The organism is Arthrobacter sp. B0316-5-4 (genome assembly GCF_059090325.1).
Genome location: NZ_JBNHFN010000004.1, coordinates 527,465 through 550,401 on the forward strand (window position 1 = coordinate 527,465; position 22,937 = coordinate 550,401).

Here is a 22,937-nt window from a genome sequence, read left to right on the forward strand (position 1 = left end):
CCCGCCAGCATCCCCAACCCGGTAAATTTGATTCCACGAGTTTGACCCTCGGTGAGCAACACCACTCGCGCGCCTCACGAAAGCAGGATCATATGACCGTCTCTCCCCTCATCTGGGGCATCACCATCGTCGTCATTCTGGCGCTTTTGGCCTTCGACTACTTCTTCCACATCCGGAAGGCCCACGTCCCATCGCTGAAGGAAGCGGCCATCTGGTCCTCCATTTATGTGGGGCTCGCGATCGTCTTCGGCATCCTGGTGCTGATTTTTGGCGGCGGCCAGATGGGGTCCGAGTACTTCGCCGGCTACATCACGGAGAAGGCCCTCTCGGTCGACAACCTTTTCGTGTTCCTGATCATCATGGCCAGCTTCCGGGTGCCTCGTGAGGATCAGCAGAAGGTCCTGCTCTTCGGCATCGTGTTCTCGCTGATTGCCCGCACCGGCTTCATATTCCTGGGTGCCGCACTGATCAACTCGTTCGCCTGGGTGTTCTACATCTTCGGCCTCATCCTGCTCCTCACGGCAGGCAACCTGCTCAAGCCCGGTGACCACGGCGACGACCAGGCCAACAACTTCATCATCCGCGTGGCCAAGAAGCTCTTCCACACCACGGATAAGTACGACGGCGACAAGCTCTTCACCATGGTCAACGGCAAGCGTGCCCTGACTCCCATGCTCCTGGTGATGGTCGCTATCGGCGGCACGGACATCCTCTTCGCGCTCGACTCCATCCCGGCTATCTTCGGCCTGACGCAGAACGTCTTCGTCGTCTTCACCGCCACAGCGTTCTCGCTGATGGGCCTCCGCCAGCTGTACTTCCTGATCGACGGCCTGCTCGACCGCCTCATCTACCTCTCCTACGGCCTCGCAGCGATCCTGGCGTTCATCGGCGTCAAGCTGATCCTCCACGCGCTGCACGAGAACAACCTGCCGTTCATCAACGACGGTGAACACGTCAACGTCGTCGAAATCACCACCGGCCTCTCGCTGAGCGTGATCATCGGCGTCCTGGTCATCACCGTGGTGCTTTCACTCATCAGCCCAGCGGGCAAGGCCCAGACGGCCATCAACAACGCCCGCCGTCACGCAGTGGACTACCTCGATCTCGACTACACCGCCGACGCCAACGAGCGCGAGCGCATCTACCGCGCCCTGACCGCCGAGGAAGCGCAGATCGTTCAGATGCCGCTGAAGTACCGGAACAAGGCCAAGGACGTGGAGAAAATCCGCGAGCAAGTGGCCGAGGCCCACCGCCAGCACGAGGCGTTCCTCAACCGCTAGTCCTCCCCCGGGCCTTAGGCGTGCCGAACGCCCGGGGCAAGTGCCGCCGTCGTGCGTTCTATTCGGTGCCCTGTTCGGCGGCCACCTTCAGGTCGGCAGCAAACTGCTCGAAACTGGCGTCGAAGGACGGGATCTTGTTGGCGAACAGCGGGAAGACCGGGCCGCCGATGCGTTCGGTCATGTCGAAGAGCGTTTGTCCGTCGTTGGTTTCCGTCAGCGTGTACACCCGTGTTCCCAAGGCATCGCCCCAGGCGAGCCGACGGGTGGGCTCGAACTCCTTGACCTTGAGTTTGAACGTCCTGCTGGGATCGAGGGTGGACACGAGCTCGATCTTGGAGCCGGCCGCGATCTCCCCCTTCATGGACACGACGGTGGAGTTCCACTGCGGATACTCCGCCGCCGTGGTCAGCAAGCGCCACACCGTCCCTGGGCTCGCTGCGATACTGGTAGACACCTGCGTGCTGCGGCTGAACGTCTTACTGACGGTGGTGGCGGTTCCTTGGGCGGCCATTCCTACATCCCCGGAATCTGCTGGGCTTCGTGCACTTCGATCTCGCAGCCACCGGGCATCTTCAGGTGGGGGTGGTCCTTTGCGAGCTGCAGCGCGGCTTCCATGCTCTCGGCTTCGATGATGCTGTACCCCGCAACCTCACGCTGGCTCGGCGCGGTTCCACCATCGGAGGCGACGCGGACTCCGTTCGCCAGCGGCGTTCCGAAGTCCACCATCCCATCGCCCACCTTGGCAGCCCAAGCGTTCCACTCCCCCATGACCGCTGCCATGTCCTCGGGAGCCGGAGGCGCCGCTTCTGCCGGAGTCATCGGTGCGTGATAGATAAAGACAAACCTGGACATGATGGTCCTTCTTTCCTGTGGTGGTGAATTTAGAGGGTGACACTCCGGCCGGTGAAAGCGAGCAAGCGCTCCAAGCTACCCGCAGTCTCCGCCGTCGGCTGCTCCGGCGCGAAACTCCCGTTGGCGCGGACCTGCTCGGAAATGGTCTGGCGCGCCAGTTCCGTGACGTAGTCACTCACGACGTCGGACACGGCCACCTGCTGGTCGGTCGCCTTCGCGAAGTCCCAGGCGTGGACGAGGAGCTCGAGGTTGAGAATTCCGGCCACGATGGTTGCGGGGAGTTCGGCGAAGCCCATGTCCACGGCACCTTCAACACCACGGCGGGCGAAGGCTTCCAGGGTGGGCTGGGCCAATTCGGCGATCCGGACCTCCGGCGCTGCTTCCTTGCGATCAACTGGATCCGCCCCGAGAGCGCGCCCAACGGTCACGAGCGAGCCCGCCAAGTGATCCAGCAACTCCGCGACGTTGAAATCTTCGCAAGGGGTGGCCTTTGCGGCGTCGTCCGAGGTGATGTTGCGAAGGACTCCCAGCAGGATTGCCAAGGAAGCATCGGCGGACGTGAAGTGGTTGATGGGATCGGGAGCCCAGGCCCACTCATCCCCACCAGCACCCTTCGCCGAGGACGTTTCAGCAACGAGCCGATCCAGGTAGTGGTTCCAGCCCATTGCATGCGCTGCTGCATGCTCCTCGGTAAGCCCGTCGTGAACCAGCCGCAGGGACGTGCCATCCGCTTGGGGTTCCAGGGTGATGGTCACCGTTGATGCACCCGGCGGCAGGTCTCCTCCATCTTCCCAACCCCAGGTGAAGACAACCCGCTTTCCCGGTTCGATCTCCTGGAATGTTCCGGCTGCGTTATGGCCAGGGGTAACCGTCCAGCGATACTCCCCACCGACGCGAAGGTCCACTCTGGCTGCCACGGTCTGCCAGCGACGAAGCCGCTCGGGCTGGGTGATGAGCGCGAACGCTTCATCGACTGTGACCGGGAGGTAGATCGTTTTGTCGAAACTCATGTGCGTCCTCGTCTTGAAGTGGCTAGTTGTCGGCGTGTTCTTGTGGACCGCCACGCTGCTCGGCGATAGCGGCAGCGTCGGAGGCCAGAAGGTCCAGCTCGTGGGTCCAGAACTGCGAAACAAGTTCACGAAGGCGGCCCATCCCTACCGGATCGAGCCGGTAGTACCTGTTCCTCCCTTCCTTGCGCGCGGTTACCAGGCCCGCCTTTTCCAGCAACAGCAAGTGCTGCGAAATGGCGGAGCGGCTGACATCGAACCGGGCAGCCAAGTCGGTGACAGCCTGTTCAGTGCCTGCCAGGAGGTGCAGGAGCCGACGCCGATGGGGCTCGGCAGCGATCTCCAGGGCATCCAACACAATGGATACGTTAGTGATCACTAACGTATTAAGCAAGGGTCCTGATTCGGATCCACGATCCACCGCCCTGCGGTACCCACCCGGGCTCACGCCGCACTCGTGATGCCTGCCCGGCGCGGTGGGACTGCTGAGCCCCGTTTCGATGACTCGCTGCGTATAAGACGGTAGGAAACGTCGAATACGCAGCGATGCATCGAAATGGCCGGCCTGAACTTTAAGCCGCGGGCTTCCGCCACATCACAGCCAGCACCAGTACCAACACACTCAGCCCCAGCATCACCAGCACCATCAGCCCCCAGTTGGCCTGGTTCACACCCGGGCCGTAGAACACGCCGATCAGCACCGTCGCCGTGATCGCGCCAAGGTAGCGGCAGGTTTGGAAGATTCCTGCTGCCACTCCCCTCTCCTCAGGCCGGGCGGAAACGTACAGGCCCTGGTTGGATGCGGTGCTCACCACTCCGTAGGGAACACCCATCAACGCGGTCAACACGAAGACCAGTGGAGCCCACAGCGTCAGCGTCAACGCACCCAACGTTCCCGCCGCGAGGGTCAGAACCAACACCCCGGTGATCAAAACAGGCCGGACACCGAACCGCTCGATGAACCGCACCGTCAGTGGCGTCACCACAACCGACAACGCCGCAAGGGGCAGCATCAGCAGGCCTACTATGCCGGCGTCGTAATGGCCTGCCTCCTGCAGCAACTGCGGAAGGCCGAAGAACGCAAAATAGTAGACCCCACTGAAGACAATAAACAGCAGGTACACCAGCAGGAGCGGGCGGTTGCGTCCCAGCAGACGCAGATCCAGGAACGGTGGCCGGAAGCGCAGCTCCCGCCAGGCGAAAAGCGCGCCGATGACGGTAGCAGCGGCCAGGAGGTGCCAGCGGTAGCCAGGCATGACGTTCAGGAGGGCCATCATCGCGAGCATGAGGGAGATGACGAACGCGAGGATGCCGGGGATGTCGGAGTCGCGAATCAGCGTGGACAGTTTGCCGGTTTCGCGGCCCGCGTCCCGGGGCGCAGTGCGGCGGACCACGAACAATGCAAGCAAAGCGATGGGCACATTGATGGCGAACAACGCCTGCCACCCAATGAGGCTCACCAGCAAACCGCCCACCACCGGGCCGACCGCCGCGGCCGACGTGTTTGCCATCTGGATCCGGCCCAGTGGGCGCGTGGACGGCAGGTTCGCCAGCCGACTCAGCTCGGTGACCATCACGACGGCGGACGGGTACGCCGTCGCGGTTCCGACAGCCATGAGCGCGCGGGCCACGCAGACCAGCGCGAAGTTGGGCAGGAACGGGGCGATCGCGCAGGTGACCGCCACCAGCGCCATGCCGAACATGAAGAGTCGGCGGGGTCCGAAGCGGTCGGCGAGCCTGCCCATGAGCGGCTGGCCGGCGGCGGATGCCAGGTAGAACGAGGTGATCACCCAGGTGACCGTTGCGACGTCGAGCGAGAAATGCTCCCGCAGGACCACCAACGCGACGGCGATCATGGATGAGTTCAGCGGGTTCAGCGCCGTCCCTAAGCTCAACGCAGCAATAGCCAAGCCGGGGCGGGGGTTATTGGCAGTCACCTACCCAAGTTTGCTCCATGGTTGCCTCGGGTCACGAAACGGGATCACAGGGCGGACCAACGACGACCCCCCTGCCCCAGGTATCCGATATGGCGAATACGGGATTTAGGGCCCAGCAAACGATTGCCGGCGTTACTCCTCGAAGTGAGTTGTGACCTTACCCGAGGAAACCGCCGCGATGATGGACCGGGCCAGGTGCCGCAGCTTGATGTTGCGGTTGCTCGACGCGGTGCGGAGGATGGTGAACGCCTCTTCCTGGCTGCAATGGTTCTGGGCCATGATGGCGCCCACCGCAAGGTCGATGACGGTGCGCGACTGCATCGCGGCGGCGAGGTCGTTTCGGGCATCGCTGAGTTGGGCAATCTTCAACGCAAGGCGAAGCGACTTAGCGGCGTGTGCCGCGAAAACCTCTGCCCTCTCCACGTCATCCGCGCCGAAAGCGTGGGTGCGTTCCGAGTAGAGGTTCAGTGCGGCACGGGTGTCGCCCTCAACCAGGAGCGGCACGCTCAGGATGGATCCGAGGCCCTGCTGCGACGCGGCTTCGACATAATCCGGCCAGCGATGCTCGCGGGGTAGGTCCGGGACCAAGACAGACGTGAGTTTATCCATAGCCGTCAAACACGGGCCGTCATATTCGCTCTGCAGCTCATCCATAACGCGGGCACGCTCGTCGCTGCTGGCAGCTGTGGCTGATTTTTTCCGACGCAACACGGTGATTCCGCAAAAGACAGGGGCGGTGCCGTGGGAGAGGCTCTCGGAGGAGAATGCCGCCAGATCTGTGAGGAACGCCTCGACATCTTCGCTGCCGAGGACCAGATCAAGGAAGTATCCGTTTCGGAGAGCTTCCTGCTCGGGGCGTGGGTTAGACATATGACACGTTCCTACTGACTGAAATGCGTCCCCAGCAGACAGCAAAGGAGCGAAACTTGCCGCCCTCTGCAAAACGGTCTTGCATAACCATAACGTCCAACGATCGACGGTACAAAGTTCAGCACGGGACGCCCTGACCTGCAGCGACGCGACCTGCTTACAGTCTTCATGTCAAGCCCGGCCAGGGTGTCACATTGAGCGATAACTAAGTAGGCTTACTATGTGAGCCGGGTTCGATATCCGGACCATTTCTGCAAAGGAGTCATCACATGGGCGTCGAAGACAGCATCCGCAAGGCCACCGAAAACGCAATGGAAGATCTGGCCGGCACCTCCAAGCCAGTAAACGACCAGCAGGTTCCCGAGCCGGGCGAGAAAGATGACGACATCCAGGTCCACTCCTCCATCAGCGAAGGCTCCAACGCAATGGACGAGGACCTTTCCCCCAAGCCCACTGGCCGCCGTCGCGCACCAGGAGAACCCGACGGCGGGACTCGCGCCGCGTCGTCGGATTCCGACGGCGGGACTCACCGGGGCGACGACGCCACCTCCCCCGCGGGCGACGCCTCTGCTAGTGACGTCGCGGGCCCAGCCGGCCTGCCCAGCGGCGACCCCGACGACCTGCGCGCAGACCCCTCCGAGGGCAGCGGCGACCCCTCGACCAGCATGGGCCGGGACTAACGGCTTCCCGTCGCAAGACCTCTGTTCCTCCACCACCCACTTTGAACTGGCATCCCCCGCCCGGCAACCCATTCCGGTTGCAGCAGGGGGTCCGAACTCCCAAAGCGGGTGGTGAAGGAACGTCCCGCCTGGGAAATTCGGTGGGTAGGCTGAAAGCGTGCCCCCACAACCGACCACGCGGCTGCGCTTCCGCGAGATGACGACGGATGATCTCGACGCCATGAGCGCCATGCTGGGCGACCCCGACGTCATGACGTATTACCCGGCGCCAAAATCCCGGGACGAAGCAGCGGCCTGGATCGAATGGAACCAGGCAAACTATGCGCAGCACGGCTATGGACTCTGGATTGTGGAAACGCACGCCGGCGATTTCGTGGGCGACTGCGGGCTGACATGGCAGAACGTCAACGGCCGGTCCGAGCTCGAGGTTGGTTACCACGTGCGCTTGGACCTCCAAGGCCGGGGTTACGCCACGGAAGCAGCTACGGCCTGCCTTGAATTTGCGCGAAACGTGGTCGGGGCGCACTCACTTGTCGCCATCATTCACCCCGAAAATGCAGCCTCCCGCCGGGTGTCCGAACGGATCGGCATGCGCCATGTCGACGACGGCACGGATGGGCCGGTAACCCGGACCGTGATGGGAATAGGGCTGGCCTAGCCGCCGCTTCCGGACTACCCCATCAAGCGAACCGAACGTCCGTGTCCGGGTCCTTGCGGGCGTCCAACATCCCGGCGATCTTCCCTTCCAGCGCCGCGACCGTGGCCTCGGGGAGCACGATCAGGCCATCGAGTTCCTTGCGGGCACGCTTGTAGGCGGTCTGTCGTTCGGCTGGAGTGGCGGCAGTGTCTTCGGCGATGCGCAGCAGTTTCCTTGCGGTTGCCAGCCGCTGCCGTTCGGGTCCGCTGAAATTGCCGTCCTTGATGCGTCGGGCTTCGCGCTCGGCAACATCGAAAGCCAGTTCAAAGTTGTGGACGGCTGCCCGATACTCGGCGAGCCGGGCCGGCGTCGTGATGTCCTCAGGCGCTGCGGGCCGTAAGCCGTCGGCTTCCTTCTTGGCTTTGAGGAAGGCCACCGTGAGTGGCTCGCGAACATCGGTCATAAGCGGGAAGTCGATGAGGTTGCCGACGTCGAGTTCGTAGTCCAGCCACCGGTGGTTTACCGAATCGTGGGCGGCTATCAGCGAGACCACTTCGGCTTGGTTGGCTTCCTCATGCACGGCGAGCTGGTTCTTCAGCTTGAGCAACTCCACCTTGCGGCGGTGCCGCTCTTCGCTGGCCTTGGACCACGACCGCGCCCAGCCACCAGCCATGCCGCCGATGGGAAAGATGAGCCACCAATAATGACCAAGGAAATCGAAGAGGGGTTCCACTGCTCCATCCTCCCACCGGCCCCGACGGGCACTCAACAGGACGGGCACTCAACAGGACAGGCCGCCGCAACCTCTCGCTACTATTCCCCTATGGACCAGCAACTGCACTTCATCACATTTGCCACGCCGGACCTCGACGCCGCCCGCGCGTTCTACAAGGTGGGCCTCGGGTGGGACCCGCTCATGGATGTCCCCGGCGAGATTCTCTTTTTCCAGGTTGCGCCGGGGCTGATGCTCGGCCTGTTCGACGCCGCAAAGTTCGATCAGGACCTCAACAACGCCACCGCCACCTCCGGAGTCAGCGGGGTCACGCTCTCCCACAATGTCGCCAGCGCGGCGGAGGTCTCCACCACCATCGATGCCTTGGCGGCTGCTGGCGCCACGGTGGTGAAACCCGCCCAGGCCGGCGCGTTTGGTGGCATCTTCCACGGCCACGTCAAGGATCCGAACGGCATCGTCTGGGAAATCGCGCACAACCCCGGTTGGAAGATCAACGACGACGGAACGGTGGTTTTCGGATGAGCACGCCAACTTCGACGGAGGACGTCATCAACAACAGCGAACGGGTCCAGTTCGATACCTTTCTGGACGAACACCGTTGGGCGCTGAACACCAGTCTCGAGGGGCTCACCGAAGAACAGGCACGACGGCGGCTGGTCCCCTCCCGCACGACGCTGCTGGGTTTGGTGAAGCACGCCACCTTCGTGGAAAAGGTGTGGTTCGACGAAGCAATCACTCGCAGGTCCCGCGCGGACATTGGCATCCCGGCGTCGCCTGACGAGTCATTCATCCTGGATGACCAGGACACCGTCGCCAGCATTCGGGCGGCTCATGTGGAGGCGTGCGAAGCATCCAGGAGAGCGGCGGCGCAGCTGGGCTTGGACGATCTTGTCCTCGGAAACCGCCGTGGTCCGCTCCCGCTGAGATGGGTGTACCTGCACATGTTGCGGGAGCTCGCGCAACACTGCGGGCACGCGGACATCCTGCGCGAACAAATCACCAGCGCTGACGCCTAGGCCGAATCGAGTTCGCACCCAAACCCGTTGACACGTGACCAAACAGTCACCTATTCTGAAGCCATGGACACCGTGTTCAAAGCGCTGGCAGACCCCACCCGCAGGGAACTCCTGGACGAACTGTTCCGCGAGAACGGCCAGTCTGCCTCCGCCCTCGGAGCACGATTCGAGATGACCCGATTCGGCATCGCGAAGCACCTCAAGCTGCTCGAAGATGCGGGACTGGTGGTTACCCGCCGTCGTGGTCGCGAAAAGCTGCACTTCCTGAACCCGGTTCCCATCCGCCTCATCCACGACCGCTGGGTGAGTAAATTCGCAGAACCATGGGCCGCTGCACTCAGCGACCTCAAATCCAGATTGGAAAGTCCCATGGAAAAGATCTTCGAGATTTACATCAAGACCACGCCGGAACGGCTGTGGGAGGCCATCACCAACAGCGAGATCCGCAGCAAGTACCAGTTCGGGAACACGTTGACTTCGGACTGGACTCCGGGCAGCCGCTTCGAGATGCGGAACCCCAAAGCTGATGCGCCGCTCGGCGAGGGCGAGAACATCGAGGTTGATCCTCCGCGCCGGCTCGTCCAGACCATGACTGCGTTGTGGGGCGAGGATGTGAAGGCGGAGGGCACGTCCAGGATCACCTGGGAGATCGAACCTGTCGGCGATTCGTGTCACCTCACCGTCACGCACGATCAACTCCGCGAGGGCGCCAACGACCAACTCTACGGCGGCTGGCCCATGATCCTCTCGGGCTTGAAGACCTGGCTGGAGACCGGCGAAACACTCACCACGCCCGGCTCCCTCATGTACGCGTAACCGACGTAAACAACGACGACGACGGCGGGCCGCTGCCGCCGTCGTCGTCGCTGCTTCAGTCTCCCGCCGGTCAGGCGACGGGCAGAACCGCGTCCTGAGCCTGGGCGTCAGTGAGCCAAGCCGCCCGCAGGGTGCCCAGCAGGTGCGGAGCAAAGTCCTCGCCGATGGACAGCACCACCCGGCAGCGCGCGCCCCGTTGTTCCGGGAATCCGGCGTATTGGCCGCGAAGGTCGCACACCGTCTGGCCACGTCCCGGGCCGTCCGTGGTATCCACCTGGACGCGAACGGTGGGAGCCACAGCGAGCTCCACTCCCCTGACGGCGATGGCCGCGGCCAGGGGGTCGTGCATGGCCGAACATGCCCGGCCGAAAATGTCGACGTAGAAACCGAAGTAATAGCCCAGCATTTCACCGAGGGCCTGCGAAACCGGGTGATCGGTCGCGAGCAGTTCCTGCCGGTGGTTTTCCTCAAGGACGTTGGTCATGGTGACGTCCAGGGGCACCAGGGTGACTGTCCAGTTGGCGGCCAGGACTTCGGCTGCAGCTTCGGGATCGTTGGCGATGTTCGCTTCGGCCACGGGCGTGATGTTCCCCGGGGCCAACGCAGCGCCGCCCATGATGGTGATCTCCGCGACCAGTTCCGGGAGCTTCGGTTCCAGTCGCAGTGCTTCAGCGATGTTGGTCAGCGGACCGATCGCGACCACCCGCAACTCCCCTGCGTACTGGTGTGCCAGTTGGACCAGCAACTCCGCCGCCGAGGCCGTCACAGGGTCACGATCAGAGGGCGCCAGGTCCACCCCACCAATCCCGTTGTCGCCGTGCACGTGCGGAGCGCCACCGTGGAACGTGCCCACCTGGGGATCGTGCGCACCCACGGCTACGGGGATGTCCGGGTAACCGGCCAGGTTCAACAGGTCCAGCGTGTTTCGTGCCCCACCGGCGGCAGAGACGTTCCCACTGACGGTGCCAATGCCCACGAGCTCCGCCCGCGGGGTTGCCAGGAGGTAAGCGAGGGCGAGGGCGTCGTCGATGCCGGTGTCGCAGTCAAGGTAGAAGGGGGCAGGCTTGGTCATTGAGGTCTCTCGATTCGGGTGAAGTGGACTGTGGTGAAGCGGTAGCGGGCGGTCTGCAGCAGGTGCTGCCCGGCGTCGTGCGTTAGATCTTTTCGCCTTTCGGCGCTGCGATGAACAGGCTAACAATGAACGCCAGCGCGGTGATTGACACCGAAATCCAGAGTGCCGTTGAGTAGCCGGCTACGGTGCCTTGGCCTGCGAATGGTGCAACGATCACGACGCCGAGGCTCGCCCCGATGCCGAAGGACGCTCCGTTGATGCCCGGCAACGCGGCGGGTGCTTCCTTGGGCGAGAGCAGGACGGACAGGCCGTTGATGGCGGTGAGGAAGAAGCCGTTGTAGAAGATGCCCAGCGCGGCGATGGCGATGAGGACTGTGATCTGGTTGTGCGCGAACAACGCAGCGATGATCGCGCAGGCGAGGCTGGTGGCGGTTCCCACGCGGACTGTCTTGATCCAGCCGCGGCGGTCGGCGATCCAACCGGCCAGCGGAGCAGCGAACACACCGATCAGCGCGGCCGGGGTGAGGAACAGGAGCGCCGCGACAGATGCCGAGAGACCGAAGCCGTTGTTCTTGTCCTGGCTCAGCAGCACCACGGTGAAGTTGATGATGGCGAAGATCCCAGCGAGCGTCAGCACGGTGGTGGCGATGACGGGCCAAACCTGGCGCGAACGGAGGTGGTGGACTGCTACCAACGGGGTTTCGCGCCTCTTTTCGATCAGCCAGAAGGCCGTGAAGGACGCGATGCTGCCGGCCAGCAGGCCCAGGGCTGCCGGTGAAGTCCAGCCTGCGGAGGAACCCGTGGACACGAAGTACGTGATGAACACCAGGAACACGGACAGTGACCCCGCTCCCCACCAGTCCATCCGGCCCGGGGCGACCGCGGACTTACCGCCGGGAACAACTTTGATAACGCAGACGACGGCGATCGCTGCCAGCACCAGCACGGCGACGAAAATCGACTGGAAACCCAAAGTCTCTGCCATGAGGCCGCCGAAGTAGCCGTCCACGCCACCCACGCCACCGTTGATGGCCGCGATGATGCCGATGGATGTGCCGAAGAGCCGGGCTGGCAGGTACTCGTTCAGGACGATGTAGGAGAGGGCGAAGATGGCGCTCGAAACACCCTGCATGAAGCGGCCGGCAACCAGCAACGGCAGGCTCGGCGCGAAGATGCAGAGCACTGTGCCGGCTCCCATGATCGCCAGGACCAGGAGGAGAGCGTTGCGGCGGCCGATGAAGTCACTCCAGCGCCCAATGACGGGGCCGGAGATGGCGCCGGCCAGGAAGAACATGGACTGAACTTGTGCCACAGCTTCCGGGGACTCTCCGAAGAAGGAGCCGATGTGAGGCAGGGCCGGGGTGATCATGCTGGCGTTGAGCTGGAACGCCAGGACAGCGAGCACCAACGTGGCGATCAGCAGGGCGGCGGCCTTGCCCTGGGCGCGACCCGCGTCAGTCTTTGTGCCGGCTGCTCCGGTGTCGACTGAGGCTGGGGACTGCGGGTCTACAGGCTGCGTGCCTACAGGCTGCGTGCCTGTGGCGGTGGGGATGTTCACATCAAACTCCTTTGTCCGAGGGCGCGGGGCGGCGCCACGAGATGTGAGTTGTTATACAAGCATGTATTACGAGCTTGTGCAACCTGTCACATCGATCCGGTACAGTATCCGTAACCCATCCCAAGTGAGGCACCCTTGACAGACAACGCCGTCAAATTCCTGTCCCGACCCATCGCCACCCAACCAGGGCAGCCGTTGCGTGTCGCGGCCTACTCCCGCATCGCCGAGGCCATCAGGACCAAAATCCTGCCGCCGGGCTCGCTGCTTCCCACGGAGACCGAGCTGGGCACCATGATGGACGTCAGCCGTACCGTGATCCGCGAAGCGCTGATGCTGCTGGAAGAAGACGGACTCACCCGCGCACGCCGAGGGGTGGGCCGCTTTGTGGCAGATTCACTGCCGCGGATTGGGATCGAACACATCCGGCCCTTCGATCAGCTTCTTGGCGGCCCGGACCAGGACATCCAGGTCAAACGGGTAGCGGCGATCAAACAGCCGGCCTCGGAATTCGTGGCGCCAGGTGTGGGCGTGGAGCCGGCCCAGGATGTCTGGTTCTGGGAAAGCGTGCTCATCCGCGACGGCGAACCCGTGGCCCACCTGCAGGAAAACGTGTCGCAGGAAATACCCGAAGCGGCTCCCCTGGCTGAGGCCGCCGAAGCACCAACACTTTCTGCCTCCACACTGCTGGAGGTACTGAGCGAGCTACCCGGCGTGACCCTCGGCCCAGGCGAATGCGAAATCAGCCTCAGCACTGCAGGTCCAAGCCGAGCCAAGCTACTGGGACTCCGCCCGTCCGATCCCGTACTGGTCCTCACCCAATACGTGCGCCGAAACGGCTCCCCGTTCTACCTCGCCAAATGCCTCGTGGCCGCCAAGGCCGGGCACCTTTCCGTCATCCAGTCCTCCTGAAACCTCCCCGAAAAGGACCCCCCATGAGCACGCCCGTTCAGTCCTCCGCGCCCACCCTCACTGTGGTGGGCAGCATCAACCTCGACATCACGGCCACCGCCAGACGTCTCCCCTCGCCCGGCGAGACTGTGGGAGGAGCTGTCCTGCGGCAGCAACCCGGCGGCAAGGGCGCCAACCAGGCAGTCGCAGCTGCCCGGCTCGCAGGCAGCTCCCGCATGGTGGGGGCCGTCGGCCAGGATGACGCGGGCCGGAAACTCCTGGACGCAATGGCTGGCGCCTGCGTCGATATCAGCGACATCGCCGCCGTCGACGAAGCTACCGGGACCGCGCTGGTGCTGGTGGACAGCGACGGCGAAAATCAGATTGTGGTGTGCCCCGGCGCCAACGCGTCCGTGAGCCTGCGGGACGTGAGCTTCGGCGATGACGAGGCCGTGTTGTGCCAGCTGGAAGTGGACCAGGAAGTTGTCCTCGAGGCAGCACGGGCCACCAAGGGATACTTTGCGCTGAACGCAGCCCCCGCGGCGCCCATCCTTCCGGAGTTGCTGGAGCGCTGCGACCTGGTGATCGTGAACGAGACCGAATATGAGTTGATCCCCGCCCTGAAGCACGCTCCGCTGGTCGCCGTCACGTACGGTGGCGACGGCTCGGCGATCTTCGTCGACGGCGAACGGGTGGCCGAAGCTCCCGCCGTGCGTGTCACGGACATAGCCAACACCATCGGAGCTGGGGATGCCTTCTGCGCCGCACTGGTCCTGGCCCTGCAGGCTGGGCTTGACTACGCCCACGCCCTTGCGACAGCGAATGCCGTGGGCGCGGACGCCGTGCGCGATGCTTCGTCCCAGCCTGCCCTGAAGCCGCTGGAGCACTACATCGACGCGACGCTCCAGCCGGCGTCAGGTTCCGCAGCCAAGTAGTCCGCCAATTCGGTCGATGCCATCGACCCTCCTCGCCCTCAGCTGCTACGATTGCTACGGAGGCTAACCATGACAACTATTCCTCATCGCGAACTGCGCAATCAGAGCAGCAAGATCCTCGAACGCGTCAAAAACGGTGAGGTTATCGACGTCACCAACAACGGCGAGGTCGCCGCTACGCTCATTCCGCCGTCCGCATCCCCGTTCGAGCGTCTCCTACGAGCAGGCAGCGTGCGGCCAGCCTCTGATTCGCCGGTCGATTTCCGCATCCTGCCGCGGGTTCAGAGTGAAATGTCCACGGCCGAGATCCTGGCCGACCTGCGTGGCGATCGGTGATCATCTACGCCGATACATCCGCGATCCTGAAGCTTGTGGTGGAGGAGCCCGAATCCGAGGCACTGGCCGCCCACCTCTACGACGTCCGGGCGGCCGGAGGCCATTTGGTGACGTCGATGCTCCTCTATACCGAGCTTCATTGCGCAGCACGCCGCCGCAACCTGCCCTTTGACCAAGTCAACACTGTCCTCACGGGCATTAATCTTGTTGATGTGACCCGGTCGGACCTGATGTACGCCTCAGCCCTGCCCGGGCAGCTCAGGAGCGCAGACGCAATCCATCTCGCCACCGCCATCAGATTGCAGGCGGACGCGTTGGTTGCTTATGACCAGGAATTGCTCCTGGCGGCCAAGGAATCCGGGCTGATGACTGCGTCGCCGGGAAACTAGGGCTGCTACCCAACAATCCGGAAGTCGTTGAACTCCCCGGTGGCCTCGGAAACCTGGAAGTCCACGTTCTCCACCCGGCCCGGGGCCTGCGCGGAGTGGAGCCAGCTCGTGAAACGCTCCACACGTTCCACGGATCCCTCGGCCACGAGTTCCACCGAACCATCCGGAGCGTTCCGCACGGTCCCTGTGAGCATCAGTTCGTCGGCCTTCCGGGCAGTCCAGTAGCGAAAACCCACGCCTTGCACCACGCCCGAAATGCGCGCGGTAACCCGGACCGTGTCTGCCTCCATGGACCCACCTTAACGAGTCCCGCCCTTGTCCGTCACGCACCCCGTACAACGGGTGGCACAACGAACAAGGGCGGGATCCGGCAAAGGAAAGAGCTAGCCGACCACGATGTCCCGGGTCACGTGGCTGTACGTGATGGTGACGGGACCGCCGTCGTGATTCAACTCGTGGTTGGCACCGTCACGGGCGCCGAACGCACCGTAGTTCTCATCCCACGAACGGTTGAGGGCGATCTTGTAGGTGTAGTGCCCGGCCGGAAGATCGGCCGTTAGCGTCCACACCTGAACCAGCGGGTTGAACTCCATCTGGGCTTCGTCGTACTGCGGCGCCCAGTCCTCGGGCGCACCCAGGATGGTGTTGAAGTCGCCCGCCACCGCGACGGCGTCCGGCTGCGGCACGGTCTCGACGGCGGTAGCTGCCGCAGCTTTGGCCGGCGCCTTGCGGGGTGACTTCTTCGCGGCCGGCTCAGCCTTTGCAGCAGCCGCCTTGGCCTTGGGCGCGGAGACCTTGGCAGCGGCAACCTTCGGCTCAGCCACTTCATCAGGAGCCGCCTTCTTGGCTGCAGCCCGCTTGGTGGCTGCCTTCTTCACCGCAGGCTTCACTGGTGGGGCCGTCGGAACCGGAACGTCGGCTGGTACCGAAGTTCCGGCGTCGAGCGCTGCCGCGAAAGCCGCCACGTCAGGGAATGCGACGGTGGCGCGCAGGCCGTCCTCGGGAATGGTCCAACCGGATCGGCCCTTGACCAGCCACCCGGCCTTGACCAATTTCGCCGAAGCCGACGTCAGGGTCTTGTGGCCGCGCGGGATGCCGCCACTCAGGAGCTCCGCTTCGTGGTCGTTGAAGGGAACGCGGGCAATCGCCTCAGCCAATACCTCCCCGGCGTTCAGTGAAGTCCCGGACCACACGCTTTCAGCGAGGATGTCCAGTACGGCCTTCAGACGAAGGTTGGTGTTTTCGGCGGTGTTCGCGCCCATGCTTCTCCTTCAACGGTGGTTACTCCACAGCAGTTTGCCAATGATTTGTTAATTCCCACGACTGCTGAAGGTAAACACCGTGTGTCGTGACCGAGTGTGACATCACAGCCGCCGCAAGTGATCTACGGGTCTCGGCTGCCGTGCCCAAGTGAGCCTCAGGGGTGCGGCACGGAGGCCTTGACCCACTCCGTGACCTCGTCCAACAGCGCCGCTTTTCGGGCGTCGCTGGCGAACGAGGACCGGATGGAGTTCGCGGCCAGGGTTGCCTGCTCCGGTACCGAGAATTCCAGGACCTTGACCAACTGCTCAAAGTTGTCATCCACGTACCCACCGAAGTGGGCGGGGTCATCTGAATTCACGCAAACGTTCAAGCCAATGGCGAGCATCTCCGGGAGCGGATGGTCTTCCAGCTTGTCCACCGCGCGCAGGCGGACATTCGACAACGGACAAACGGTCAGCGGCACCTGCTCGGCGACGAGTCGCTGAACAACGTCCGTATCTTCCATGCAGCGGATACCGTGGTCGATCCTCTCAACGTGGAGGACGTCCAGCGCCTCCGTGATGTACGACGCCGGTCCTTCCTCACCCGCGTGTGCGATCCTGCGCAACCCGGCCTCGCCGGCCCGCTGGTACAGGCGTTCAAATTTCGACGGCGGGTTACCCACCTCTGCGGAGTCCAACCCGATGCCGGCGATGGGTGCGTGCATGGCGAGGAGCTGGTCCAGCACCTCAAGGGCTGAATCCTCGGACATGTCCCGCAGGAAGGCTGCGATGAGCAGGGTCGAAACGCCGAAGTCCTCTTCGGAGGTTGCCAGGGCGTTGGCCACCCCGTTCACGCAGGTTTCCAGTGCAACACCCCGGGAAACGTGGGCCTGGGGGTCCATCATGATTTCCGCATGGCGCACTCCCCCGGCGGCTGCGCGCTTGAGGTAGGCGCGGGTCATGTCGGTGAAGTCCTGTTCGGTTTGCAGGACGGCCATGTTGGCGTAGTAGAGGTCCAGGAAGGATTGCAGGTCAGTGAACTCGTACTTTTCCCGGAGTTCCCCGATGTCTTCATACGGCAGTTCAATGCCGTTGCGTTCGGCCAAAGCAAAGATCAGCTCTGGCTGGAGGGTCCCTTCGATGTGCAGGTGCAGTTCGGCAACCGGGGGCGCCGTGGTTGTAGTTTTCTCGCCAAAAGTTTCCACCCGACAACTCTAGGCCCCATCGCCGTACGTGTCCCGGAGCACTCAACTTGGTTCTCAAGCCCGGCACCCTCAAACTGAAAGGATGCAGACTTTCCTCCCTTTCGCCGATTTCCGTGAGAGCGCCGCGGCGCTCGACACCTCAAGGCTCGGCAAACAGCGCGTCGAAGCACTCCAAGTCCTCCGCGCGCTGGTGATCCCGGAGTACGGTTGGCAGTCACACCCGGCCGTGCGCATGTGGATGGGCCACGTCCCGGCGCTCACCCTGTACGGCTTGGCGACGGCCGACGAGTGGATGGAGCGCGGCCACCCGGACAACACCCGCGCCAACATCGCGGAGTTCGCACCCCAGGCGGCCCACCCGGACTACGCGTCCAGGATCATCATGCCGCCATGGCTCGGCCACGAGGACCTGCACCTCAGCCACCGCTCCAAGCTGATCGGCAAGGACCCCAAGTTCTACACCCAGTTGTTCCCCGGCACCGATGAAAAACTGGAATACGTGTGGCCGGAACCCAAGCACGAGTTCCACCCCGAGGAGCCCGAAGAGGACAGCCTCTGGATCCTGCGCGCCCCCGTGGAGGAAATCCGCCCGGAGCAGCTCAGCACGGTCAGCATGCCCCCGCACGGCAAGGCGAAGCCCGTTACGGACCCCGACGAGTACGAATTCGTGTACGTCGAGGAGAAGTCCCGCCGGCAGGTTGGTGGGCCCAAGAAGCGTCCCGCCGCGCCGAAGGAAAAGAAGCCCACGCGGAAACGCCAGGCACAGGAGCAGGCGTTCAGCACCCTGCCTGGCAAGACCGAGATCGCGGTTCCGTTCGACGGCGGCCAGGTCTTCGCCGTCGGCCTCATCCAGGGACGCCCCATCACCGTGGACGGTCGCTTCGCCCGCAACTTCGAAGTCACCAACGTGATCAAGCGCTCCGATTTCGACTACCCGGCGCTCCTGCAGGATCCCCGCGTGTTTTTCCGGGTCCCGGCGCCCGCGCTGTAGCGTTTGCTGGTTCACGACGGCGGCAGTCAGGTTCGGTAGCACCGGAACCTGGCTGCCGCCGTCGTTGGTTTGTGAGACGGTGGAGGCACGCACCTAACCGGGGAGGGTCATGGATTTCCAGCACATCATCGAAGCAGTCGGCCGGTACATGGACTTCGCCGGGGTGGCGGTGATGGTGATCGGCGCAGTGGTCTCCCTTCCGCTGGCTCTGCGCGGCTACCAACCCAAACGCGCCAGCGGCCTGGAACCGTTCTCCCCGTACCGCGCCTACCGGCAGTTGTTGGGCAGGTCCATCTTGCTGGGCTTGGAACTGCTGGTGGCGGCCGACATCATCCGAACCGTCGCCGTCACCCCCACGTTCGAGAGCGTCGGGGTGCTGGCGATCATCGTGCTGATCCGGACGTTCCTGAGCTTCTCGCTGGAACTCGAAATCACCGGGCGTTGGCCGTGGCAGAAGGAGAAGACTTCGTGACCGGGCCATGGGTTCCGGACATTCTTGGTGACGGTTTTGAGCAACAAACTTTAGAGCTCGACGGCGGTGCTTTCGCCACCTTGGTCAGGTACGTCGGCGGCGGTTCCCACGCGCAGCCTGCCCTGGACGGGCGCAGTTTGGACGCCGATGTCCTGTACGTGCACGGCTGGTCCGACTACTTCTTCCAACGCCATGTGGCCGAGTTCTGGCACGACGCCGGCGCGCGGTTCTTCGCTCTGGACCTGCACAACTATGGCCGCAGCCTCCGGCCCGGACTGGTACCTGGTTTCGTCACCAACCTCGCCGACTACGACGCCGACATCGGCGCGGCGCTGGAGGCCATGGGCCACTCGGGGGTTTCGGAACGGCCCCTGATCCTGCTGGGGCACTCGACCGGCGGGCTGACCCTGAGCTTGTGGGCCCACCGCCATCCCGGAGCAGCTGCAGCACTGATCCTCAACAGTCCCTGGCTGGAGTTCCAAGCCACGGAGCTCGGCCGGCGGGCGATTGCACCCTTGCTCGGCCTGCATGCACGGCTGCACCCGCTAACCCCACTGCCGCCGGTGGACCCGGGAATTTATACCCGGGTTGTTTCCGCTGCGTTGGACGGCGAATGGGACTACAACCTCGAGTGGCGCCCGGACCGGGGGTTCCCCCTCACCCCGGCGTTCCTTGACGCGGTGTTCCGTGGACAGGCGACCGTCGCGGCGGGTCTGGGCATCGACGTTCCGGTGTTGGTGATGCTCTCGGACAAGAGCTACCTGCAGCCAAAATGGTCCGCCGACGCGCTCACCGCGGACGTTGCCCTGAACGTCGACGCCGTAGCCCACCGGTCACTTTCCCTGGCGGACACCGTCACCATCAGCCGGCTGCCGAACGCGCTCCACGACATCTTCCTGTCGCCCGAGTCCATTCGGCGGGAAGCCTTCGTGCGGATCGGTCGCTGGCTTCCCGCAGCGCTGGGAACTGGCACTGATACGGATCAGTCTTAGGGACTGAGCTCCGGCTGGGAGAGGCTGTGGCGGGCTCCATGAATTTGGCTGAGTATCGAGGGGTCCGTGATCTTATGGTCGTTCATGAGCATGAAGGCTTTGGACAGGATTGAGGCTAGCCTCCCGGCCTTTTCTTCGAAGGGCAGGAAAATTCGTGCGGAGCGTGCGCCGGACGCCTGAACAATACAAAGGTAGGCGTCATCCGGGTCCATCAGGATATTTCCCGATCCGAGATGGATTTTGTAGGAGCGGTGGGTGCCGCGCACGATGAGGTGACGATCAGTCAACTGCGTGCACTCAGACAGGGCTGTTCGGGGAAGGATTTCGCTGAGGTATTCGTGTCGCGACTGCGCTGATTCCGAGAGCGGCGCAGTATGTGAGGTAGTCCAGTAGTCCCTGATCTGGCCGTTAGGGTGGTCCGCCCAGTCCAGGTCCGGCCCGATTGCTGCCACTGCGGTAAACAGGTCAACGTCCCGCATAGCCTCACTGAACACACCCTGCGGTACATCGGCCAAGTCAACGGATTCCCAGGTGTCCCTCGCGACGCGCCGCTCGAACCACACCCTGTTGGTGGAGCACAAGGACGTGCGCTCTTCCTCCAGATCGAGAGCTTCGATGCTGAATGCCGCCCTGAGCCTTTCGTCATGGAAGTCGAGGTACAGGTGGGTGTCCTGCCCGCCGTCCCAGGAACCCAGTTGCGCACCGTGCCAACCGCGTTCCTTAGCGAGCGCCTGCGCCCGCGGATAATCCAGGACATGCGCCGCGAACCGGTTGGAATAATGCCTGGTCTGCCGCTCGGCTGGAGTCAGAAGGTACAGCTCCCTGTAGATCTGCTTGAACGGCTGCCTCGACCGATCCCTGACGACCTGAGACCGCCACAAACGCACTTCTTCTGCGTCCCGTTCCCAAGGTTTCCAAAGTACGACGACGTCGTCGTCGTCGATTGCACGGCTCTCTCCTCCTGTACCCATAAGCACCCAGCCGGCGGCCTCCTCGGTCTGCCGCGGATATCCTGAAAACTCAGGTTCGTGGGACTTGATGGTCCACAGCAAAGCGCGCGCGGTGGCTTCCACAATGGGATGTTCCAGATATCGGGTACGGAAATCGGCTCCGGACCAAGCACGGTCGGACGCCATGAGCCTTTCGATACGGCCGCGTTGGCTTGCCAGAGCCCTTCGTGTTTCGCTTACTGCCCGCTGAACGGCTGCCAGTTGCGGCGTTTTCTTCAGCTCGGCCGGAATATCAACCGCGGTTCCCTCAGCTGTGAACCATTGGACGTCAACGGCAGACCCAGTTGGTCCCTGGGTGAGAACCAGCCGTGCTGTGTACCCATCGACCGCGAAAGTCTTAGTGCCATCCCGATCGAACCCCAAATCAGGAATTGCAGTTTCCAGCAGCTCCGAAGGGGAAATCCCCCGCTCAATGGAAAGTTGATCGACCACGTTGACCAAGCGCTTGTGCAAGTGCTTGTTTTTGACCACGTCCCGGATCCGGGTCAGGGCACCGACGATTTCTGTGGTGGCCTCCGGATGCCTTTTAGCGATATCCAATAAAACTTCCACACCAGCGTTGGCTCCAGTGGAGGACCGGCAGACTCCGTTGCGGCCGTTATGGCCCGCGCCCAGATAGGTGGCCGCATCACGAAGGAGAGTGATATGTGCGGGAACATCAGGTTGAAGCGCGAGCATCCAAAACGAAGCGCGAAGGAGACTCCCTGTGTGCGGCGTCAGGCACGAAATTTCGCCACGGTCCGTCGTCGCTGTCCGATCCGCAGCAAGACCCAGCAAAGCCCTGGCGACCAACAGCGTGGCAGGATCCTCCGCAACCCGGAGGGCCGCTTCGCGTTTCCACTTCGCTGTGGGCTTTGGGCCGGTCAGCTCACTCATGAAAAGAAACAGGCGGGCGCATCGGCGCTCGGGCAGCAGGGGGTGGACCAGCTCGCTTACCGCAGGCCCGATGTCATCCGCATCCGTCACATACTGCAGTGGGATGCGGCCCTCGTCACCGTTGTCAGCGAGCAGGAGTTCATCAAATTCGCGAACCTCAGGGGGCAATCCCGGCCCATCCCGGAAGTCAACAAGCAGCACTGATTCCATCCGGCGCGTAGCCGCGGGAACTTTGCAGCGCTCAGCGGGTTGAAGCGCCACTAGAGGGCCATGGAAGGCGCGGCGCCAAGAGGGGTAGATGTACCTGGAATAAGGCACATGAGCGAGCATCCAATCGAGTTCCGCGGCACTCCAGTCCAGTGGAGCCAGCTCGGATAGAACGTGCAGTGCGTGTTCAATCGCCGGCAACATGTAGATGCGACCGGCCGGGATCCCATACGGTTCGTAGTGTTCGTCGGCGATCCCGTACTTATGGTCTTCGATGTGACGGAAGGTGAACGCGAAAGCACCCTTACGTCCACCAGTATCAAGGCGCTCAAGGTACGCAGCGAACCGCTGCCTGTACTCATCAACATCATGCGGTGAAAGCTTCGTTTTAAAGAACTTCATGAGCGGACGGCGTTGCTTATCGGTGATCCGTCGCAGGCTTTCGGGCATTCCAACAGACCCTGTGGTTTGGTCCATAGTACTTATCCTCCGACCAGTGGCACGAGCTTGATGAAGGTGGCTTCGGTTGCTTTCAGAACGTCAATCTCATCGGTCAATTCGCATACCTGTCGGTTGTCTACCATCACGAAAAAGGCATTCCGTTGAAAACCCTTGACAGCGATGTCAGCCTGCTGTTCCCAGTTCAAAGGCGGACGAACCGTGTTGCCCCGCCCCGGGACATTTAGTTCACGTTCCCGGGCGGATGGTTCAACCAGCCCCGCAACTTTGGCATCACCGTGCGCGTTGTAGCGCGCGACCTCCTCGCGCACGCGCCACCGGATCAGCGCCTCAACCGTCATGACGTTTGGCAGCCCTGACAGCTCATGTTGATCCACTGCCCCACTTCCGGGCAGCCTCTCATCACTAATCCGCAACGTAGTCACAGTCACCCCTCTGCTTTGCCATCTCCGCAGCTTATAGGCGCGGGCCGACA

General features: G+C 63.2%; 27 protein-coding genes. 13 read left to right on the top strand and 14 right to left on the bottom strand.

Translation table 11 applies throughout. The annotated features are described in order from the left end of the window. The first annotated feature begins 92 nt into the window (after positions 1-92). A complete protein-coding gene (locus AC5RU9_RS14395; protein ID WP_416405055.1) occupies positions 93-1,280 on the top strand; it encodes a TerC/Alx family metal homeostasis membrane protein in 1,188 nt (395 codons plus the stop codon). A gap of 58 nt (positions 1,281-1,338) precedes the next feature. Here the strand turns inward: AC5RU9_RS14395 and AC5RU9_RS14400 are convergent, their stop codons facing one another. From AC5RU9_RS14400 to AC5RU9_RS14425, 6 genes are all read right to left on the bottom strand, one after another. Then, entirely contained in the window at positions 1,339-1,791 is a 453-nt protein-coding gene (locus tag AC5RU9_RS14400) for an SRPBCC domain-containing protein (RefSeq protein ID WP_494016968.1), read from the bottom strand. A 2-nt stretch (positions 1,792-1,793) separates the two neighbouring features. After that, positions 1,794-2,132, bottom strand: coding sequence for a YciI family protein (locus AC5RU9_RS14405; RefSeq protein WP_494016969.1), 339 nt, complete (start codon positions 2,130-2,132; stop codon positions 1,794-1,796). A gap of 29 nt (positions 2,133-2,161) precedes the next feature. After that, complete coding sequence (locus AC5RU9_RS14410) at positions 2,162-3,142, bottom strand: TIGR03086 family metal-binding protein (protein WP_494016970.1); 981 nt, start codon at positions 3,140-3,142, stop codon at positions 2,162-2,164. A 22-nt stretch (positions 3,143-3,164) separates the two neighbouring features. Continuing rightward, a complete protein-coding gene (locus AC5RU9_RS14415) occupies positions 3,165-3,518 on the bottom strand; it encodes an ArsR/SmtB family transcription factor (protein ID WP_494016971.1) in 354 nt (117 codons plus the stop codon). 193 nt (positions 3,519-3,711) lie between these two features. Continuing rightward, positions 3,712-5,076 carry an MFS transporter gene (locus tag AC5RU9_RS14420; RefSeq protein ID WP_494016972.1) on the bottom strand — a complete coding sequence of 455 codons (1,365 nt, stop codon included), beginning with the start codon at positions 5,074-5,076 and terminating at the stop codon, positions 3,712-3,714. A gap of 132 nt (positions 5,077-5,208) precedes the next feature. After that, entirely contained in the window at positions 5,209-5,946 is a 738-nt protein-coding gene (locus AC5RU9_RS14425) for an ANTAR domain-containing protein (RefSeq protein ID WP_494016973.1), read from the bottom strand. 269 nt (positions 5,947-6,215) lie between these two features. Here AC5RU9_RS14425 and AC5RU9_RS14430 point away from each other — a divergent pair, with 269 nt between their 5' ends. Both AC5RU9_RS14430 and AC5RU9_RS14435 read left to right on the top strand, forming a co-directional pair. Next, entirely contained in the window at positions 6,216-6,626 is a 411-nt protein-coding gene (locus tag AC5RU9_RS14430) for a hypothetical protein (RefSeq protein WP_494016974.1), read from the top strand. A 157-nt stretch (positions 6,627-6,783) separates the two neighbouring features. After that, entirely contained in the window at positions 6,784-7,284 is a 501-nt protein-coding gene (locus AC5RU9_RS14435) for a GNAT family N-acetyltransferase (RefSeq protein WP_494016975.1), read from the top strand. A gap of 22 nt (positions 7,285-7,306) precedes the next feature. Here AC5RU9_RS14435 and AC5RU9_RS14440 read toward each other — a convergent pair whose 3' ends face one another. Beyond that, the gene (locus AC5RU9_RS14440) at positions 7,307-7,996 is read right to left on the bottom strand and encodes a hypothetical protein (protein ID WP_494016976.1); all 690 of its coding nucleotides are present in this window, start codon (positions 7,994-7,996) and stop codon (positions 7,307-7,309) included. 90 nt (positions 7,997-8,086) lie between these two features. Here AC5RU9_RS14440 and AC5RU9_RS14445 point away from each other — a divergent pair, with 90 nt between their 5' ends. The 3 genes from AC5RU9_RS14445 (at position 8,087) to AC5RU9_RS14455 (ending at position 9,828) form a co-directional block, all read left to right on the top strand. Further along, positions 8,087-8,518, top strand: coding sequence for a VOC family protein (locus AC5RU9_RS14445; RefSeq protein ID WP_494016977.1), 432 nt, complete (start codon positions 8,087-8,089; stop codon positions 8,516-8,518). Further along, entirely contained in the window at positions 8,515-9,012 is a 498-nt protein-coding gene (locus tag AC5RU9_RS14450; protein WP_494016978.1) for a DinB family protein, read from the top strand. The genes AC5RU9_RS14445 and AC5RU9_RS14450 overlap by 4 nt, the downstream gene beginning before the upstream one ends. 63 nt (positions 9,013-9,075) lie before the next feature. Further along, positions 9,076-9,828: an ArsR/SmtB family transcription factor gene (locus AC5RU9_RS14455; protein WP_494016979.1), complete on the top strand. Its 753-nt coding sequence runs from the start codon at positions 9,076-9,078 to the stop codon at positions 9,826-9,828. A 70-nt stretch (positions 9,829-9,898) separates the two neighbouring features. On the opposite strand, the gene AC5RU9_RS14460 is transcribed toward AC5RU9_RS14455, so the two are convergent. Together AC5RU9_RS14460 and AC5RU9_RS14465 are read right to left on the bottom strand one after the other, a co-directional pair. Continuing rightward, positions 9,899-10,900, bottom strand: a complete 1,002-nt coding sequence (locus tag AC5RU9_RS14460) for a nucleoside hydrolase (RefSeq protein WP_494016980.1) — start codon at positions 10,898-10,900, stop codon at positions 9,899-9,901. 82 nt (positions 10,901-10,982) lie between these two features. Further along, on the bottom strand, positions 10,983-12,458 hold the full coding sequence (locus AC5RU9_RS14465) for an MFS transporter (protein ID WP_494016981.1): 1,476 nt from the start codon (positions 12,456-12,458) through the stop codon (positions 10,983-10,985). A 135-nt stretch (positions 12,459-12,593) separates the two neighbouring features. Here AC5RU9_RS14465 and AC5RU9_RS14470 point away from each other — a divergent pair, with 135 nt between their 5' ends. The 4 genes from AC5RU9_RS14470 (at position 12,594) to AC5RU9_RS14485 (ending at position 15,006) form a co-directional block, all read left to right on the top strand. Beyond that, on the top strand, positions 12,594-13,367 hold the full coding sequence (locus AC5RU9_RS14470) for a GntR family transcriptional regulator (protein ID WP_309990498.1): 774 nt from the start codon (positions 12,594-12,596) through the stop codon (positions 13,365-13,367). Positions 13,368-13,390: 23 nt separating this feature from the next. Further along, on the top strand, positions 13,391-14,281 hold the full coding sequence (locus AC5RU9_RS14475) for a ribokinase (RefSeq protein ID WP_494016982.1): 891 nt from the start codon (positions 13,391-13,393) through the stop codon (positions 14,279-14,281). A 69-nt stretch (positions 14,282-14,350) separates the two neighbouring features. Next, positions 14,351-14,617, top strand: a complete 267-nt coding sequence (locus AC5RU9_RS14480; protein WP_235519096.1) for a type II toxin-antitoxin system Phd/YefM family antitoxin — start codon at positions 14,351-14,353, stop codon at positions 14,615-14,617. Then, positions 14,614-15,006, top strand: coding sequence for a type II toxin-antitoxin system VapC family toxin (locus AC5RU9_RS14485; RefSeq protein ID WP_494016983.1), 393 nt, complete (start codon positions 14,614-14,616; stop codon positions 15,004-15,006). Before AC5RU9_RS14480 ends, AC5RU9_RS14485 begins: the two co-directional genes overlap by 4 nt. A 5-nt stretch (positions 15,007-15,011) precedes the next feature. Here AC5RU9_RS14485 and AC5RU9_RS14490 read toward each other — a convergent pair whose 3' ends face one another. The 3 genes from AC5RU9_RS14490 to AC5RU9_RS14500 all read right to left on the bottom strand — a co-directional run bounded on the left by AC5RU9_RS14490 (position 15,012) and on the right by AC5RU9_RS14500 (position 17,455). Beyond that, the gene (locus AC5RU9_RS14490; RefSeq protein ID WP_494016984.1) at positions 15,012-15,296 is read right to left on the bottom strand and encodes an acylphosphatase; all 285 of its coding nucleotides are present in this window, start codon (positions 15,294-15,296) and stop codon (positions 15,012-15,014) included. Between the two features lie 93 nt (positions 15,297-15,389). After that, a complete protein-coding gene (locus AC5RU9_RS14495; protein ID WP_494016985.1) occupies positions 15,390-16,268 on the bottom strand; it encodes a pullulanase X25 domain-containing protein in 879 nt (292 codons plus the stop codon). 155 nt (positions 16,269-16,423) lie between these two features. Beyond that, a complete protein-coding gene (locus tag AC5RU9_RS14500; RefSeq protein WP_494016986.1) occupies positions 16,424-17,455 on the bottom strand; it encodes an adenosine deaminase in 1,032 nt (343 codons plus the stop codon). Positions 17,456-17,537: 82 nt separating this feature from the next. On the opposite strand from AC5RU9_RS14500, the gene AC5RU9_RS14505 reads away from it, so the two are divergent. The 3 genes from AC5RU9_RS14505 (at position 17,538) to AC5RU9_RS14515 (ending at position 19,910) form a co-directional block, all read left to right on the top strand. Beyond that, entirely contained in the window at positions 17,538-18,446 is a 909-nt protein-coding gene (locus AC5RU9_RS14505) for an MSMEG_6728 family protein (RefSeq protein WP_494016987.1), read from the top strand. 109 nt (positions 18,447-18,555) lie between these two features. Next, on the top strand, positions 18,556-18,918 hold the full coding sequence (locus tag AC5RU9_RS14510) for a DUF1622 domain-containing protein (protein WP_211712963.1): 363 nt from the start codon (positions 18,556-18,558) through the stop codon (positions 18,916-18,918). Beyond that, positions 18,915-19,910: an alpha/beta hydrolase gene (locus AC5RU9_RS14515; protein WP_494017138.1), complete on the top strand. Its 996-nt coding sequence runs from the start codon at positions 18,915-18,917 to the stop codon at positions 19,908-19,910. Before AC5RU9_RS14510 ends, AC5RU9_RS14515 begins: the two co-directional genes overlap by 4 nt. Here AC5RU9_RS14515 and AC5RU9_RS14520 read toward each other — a convergent pair. Next, on the bottom strand, positions 19,907-22,480 hold the full coding sequence (locus tag AC5RU9_RS14520; protein ID WP_494016988.1) for a DUF4132 domain-containing protein: 2,574 nt from the start codon (positions 22,478-22,480) through the stop codon (positions 19,907-19,909). The genes AC5RU9_RS14515 and AC5RU9_RS14520 overlap by 4 nt on opposite strands. A gap of 5 nt (positions 22,481-22,485) precedes the next feature. After that, complete coding sequence (locus AC5RU9_RS14525; protein WP_494016989.1) at positions 22,486-22,887, bottom strand: hypothetical protein; 402 nt, start codon at positions 22,885-22,887, stop codon at positions 22,486-22,488. Between the last annotated feature and the right edge of the window lie 50 nt (positions 22,888-22,937).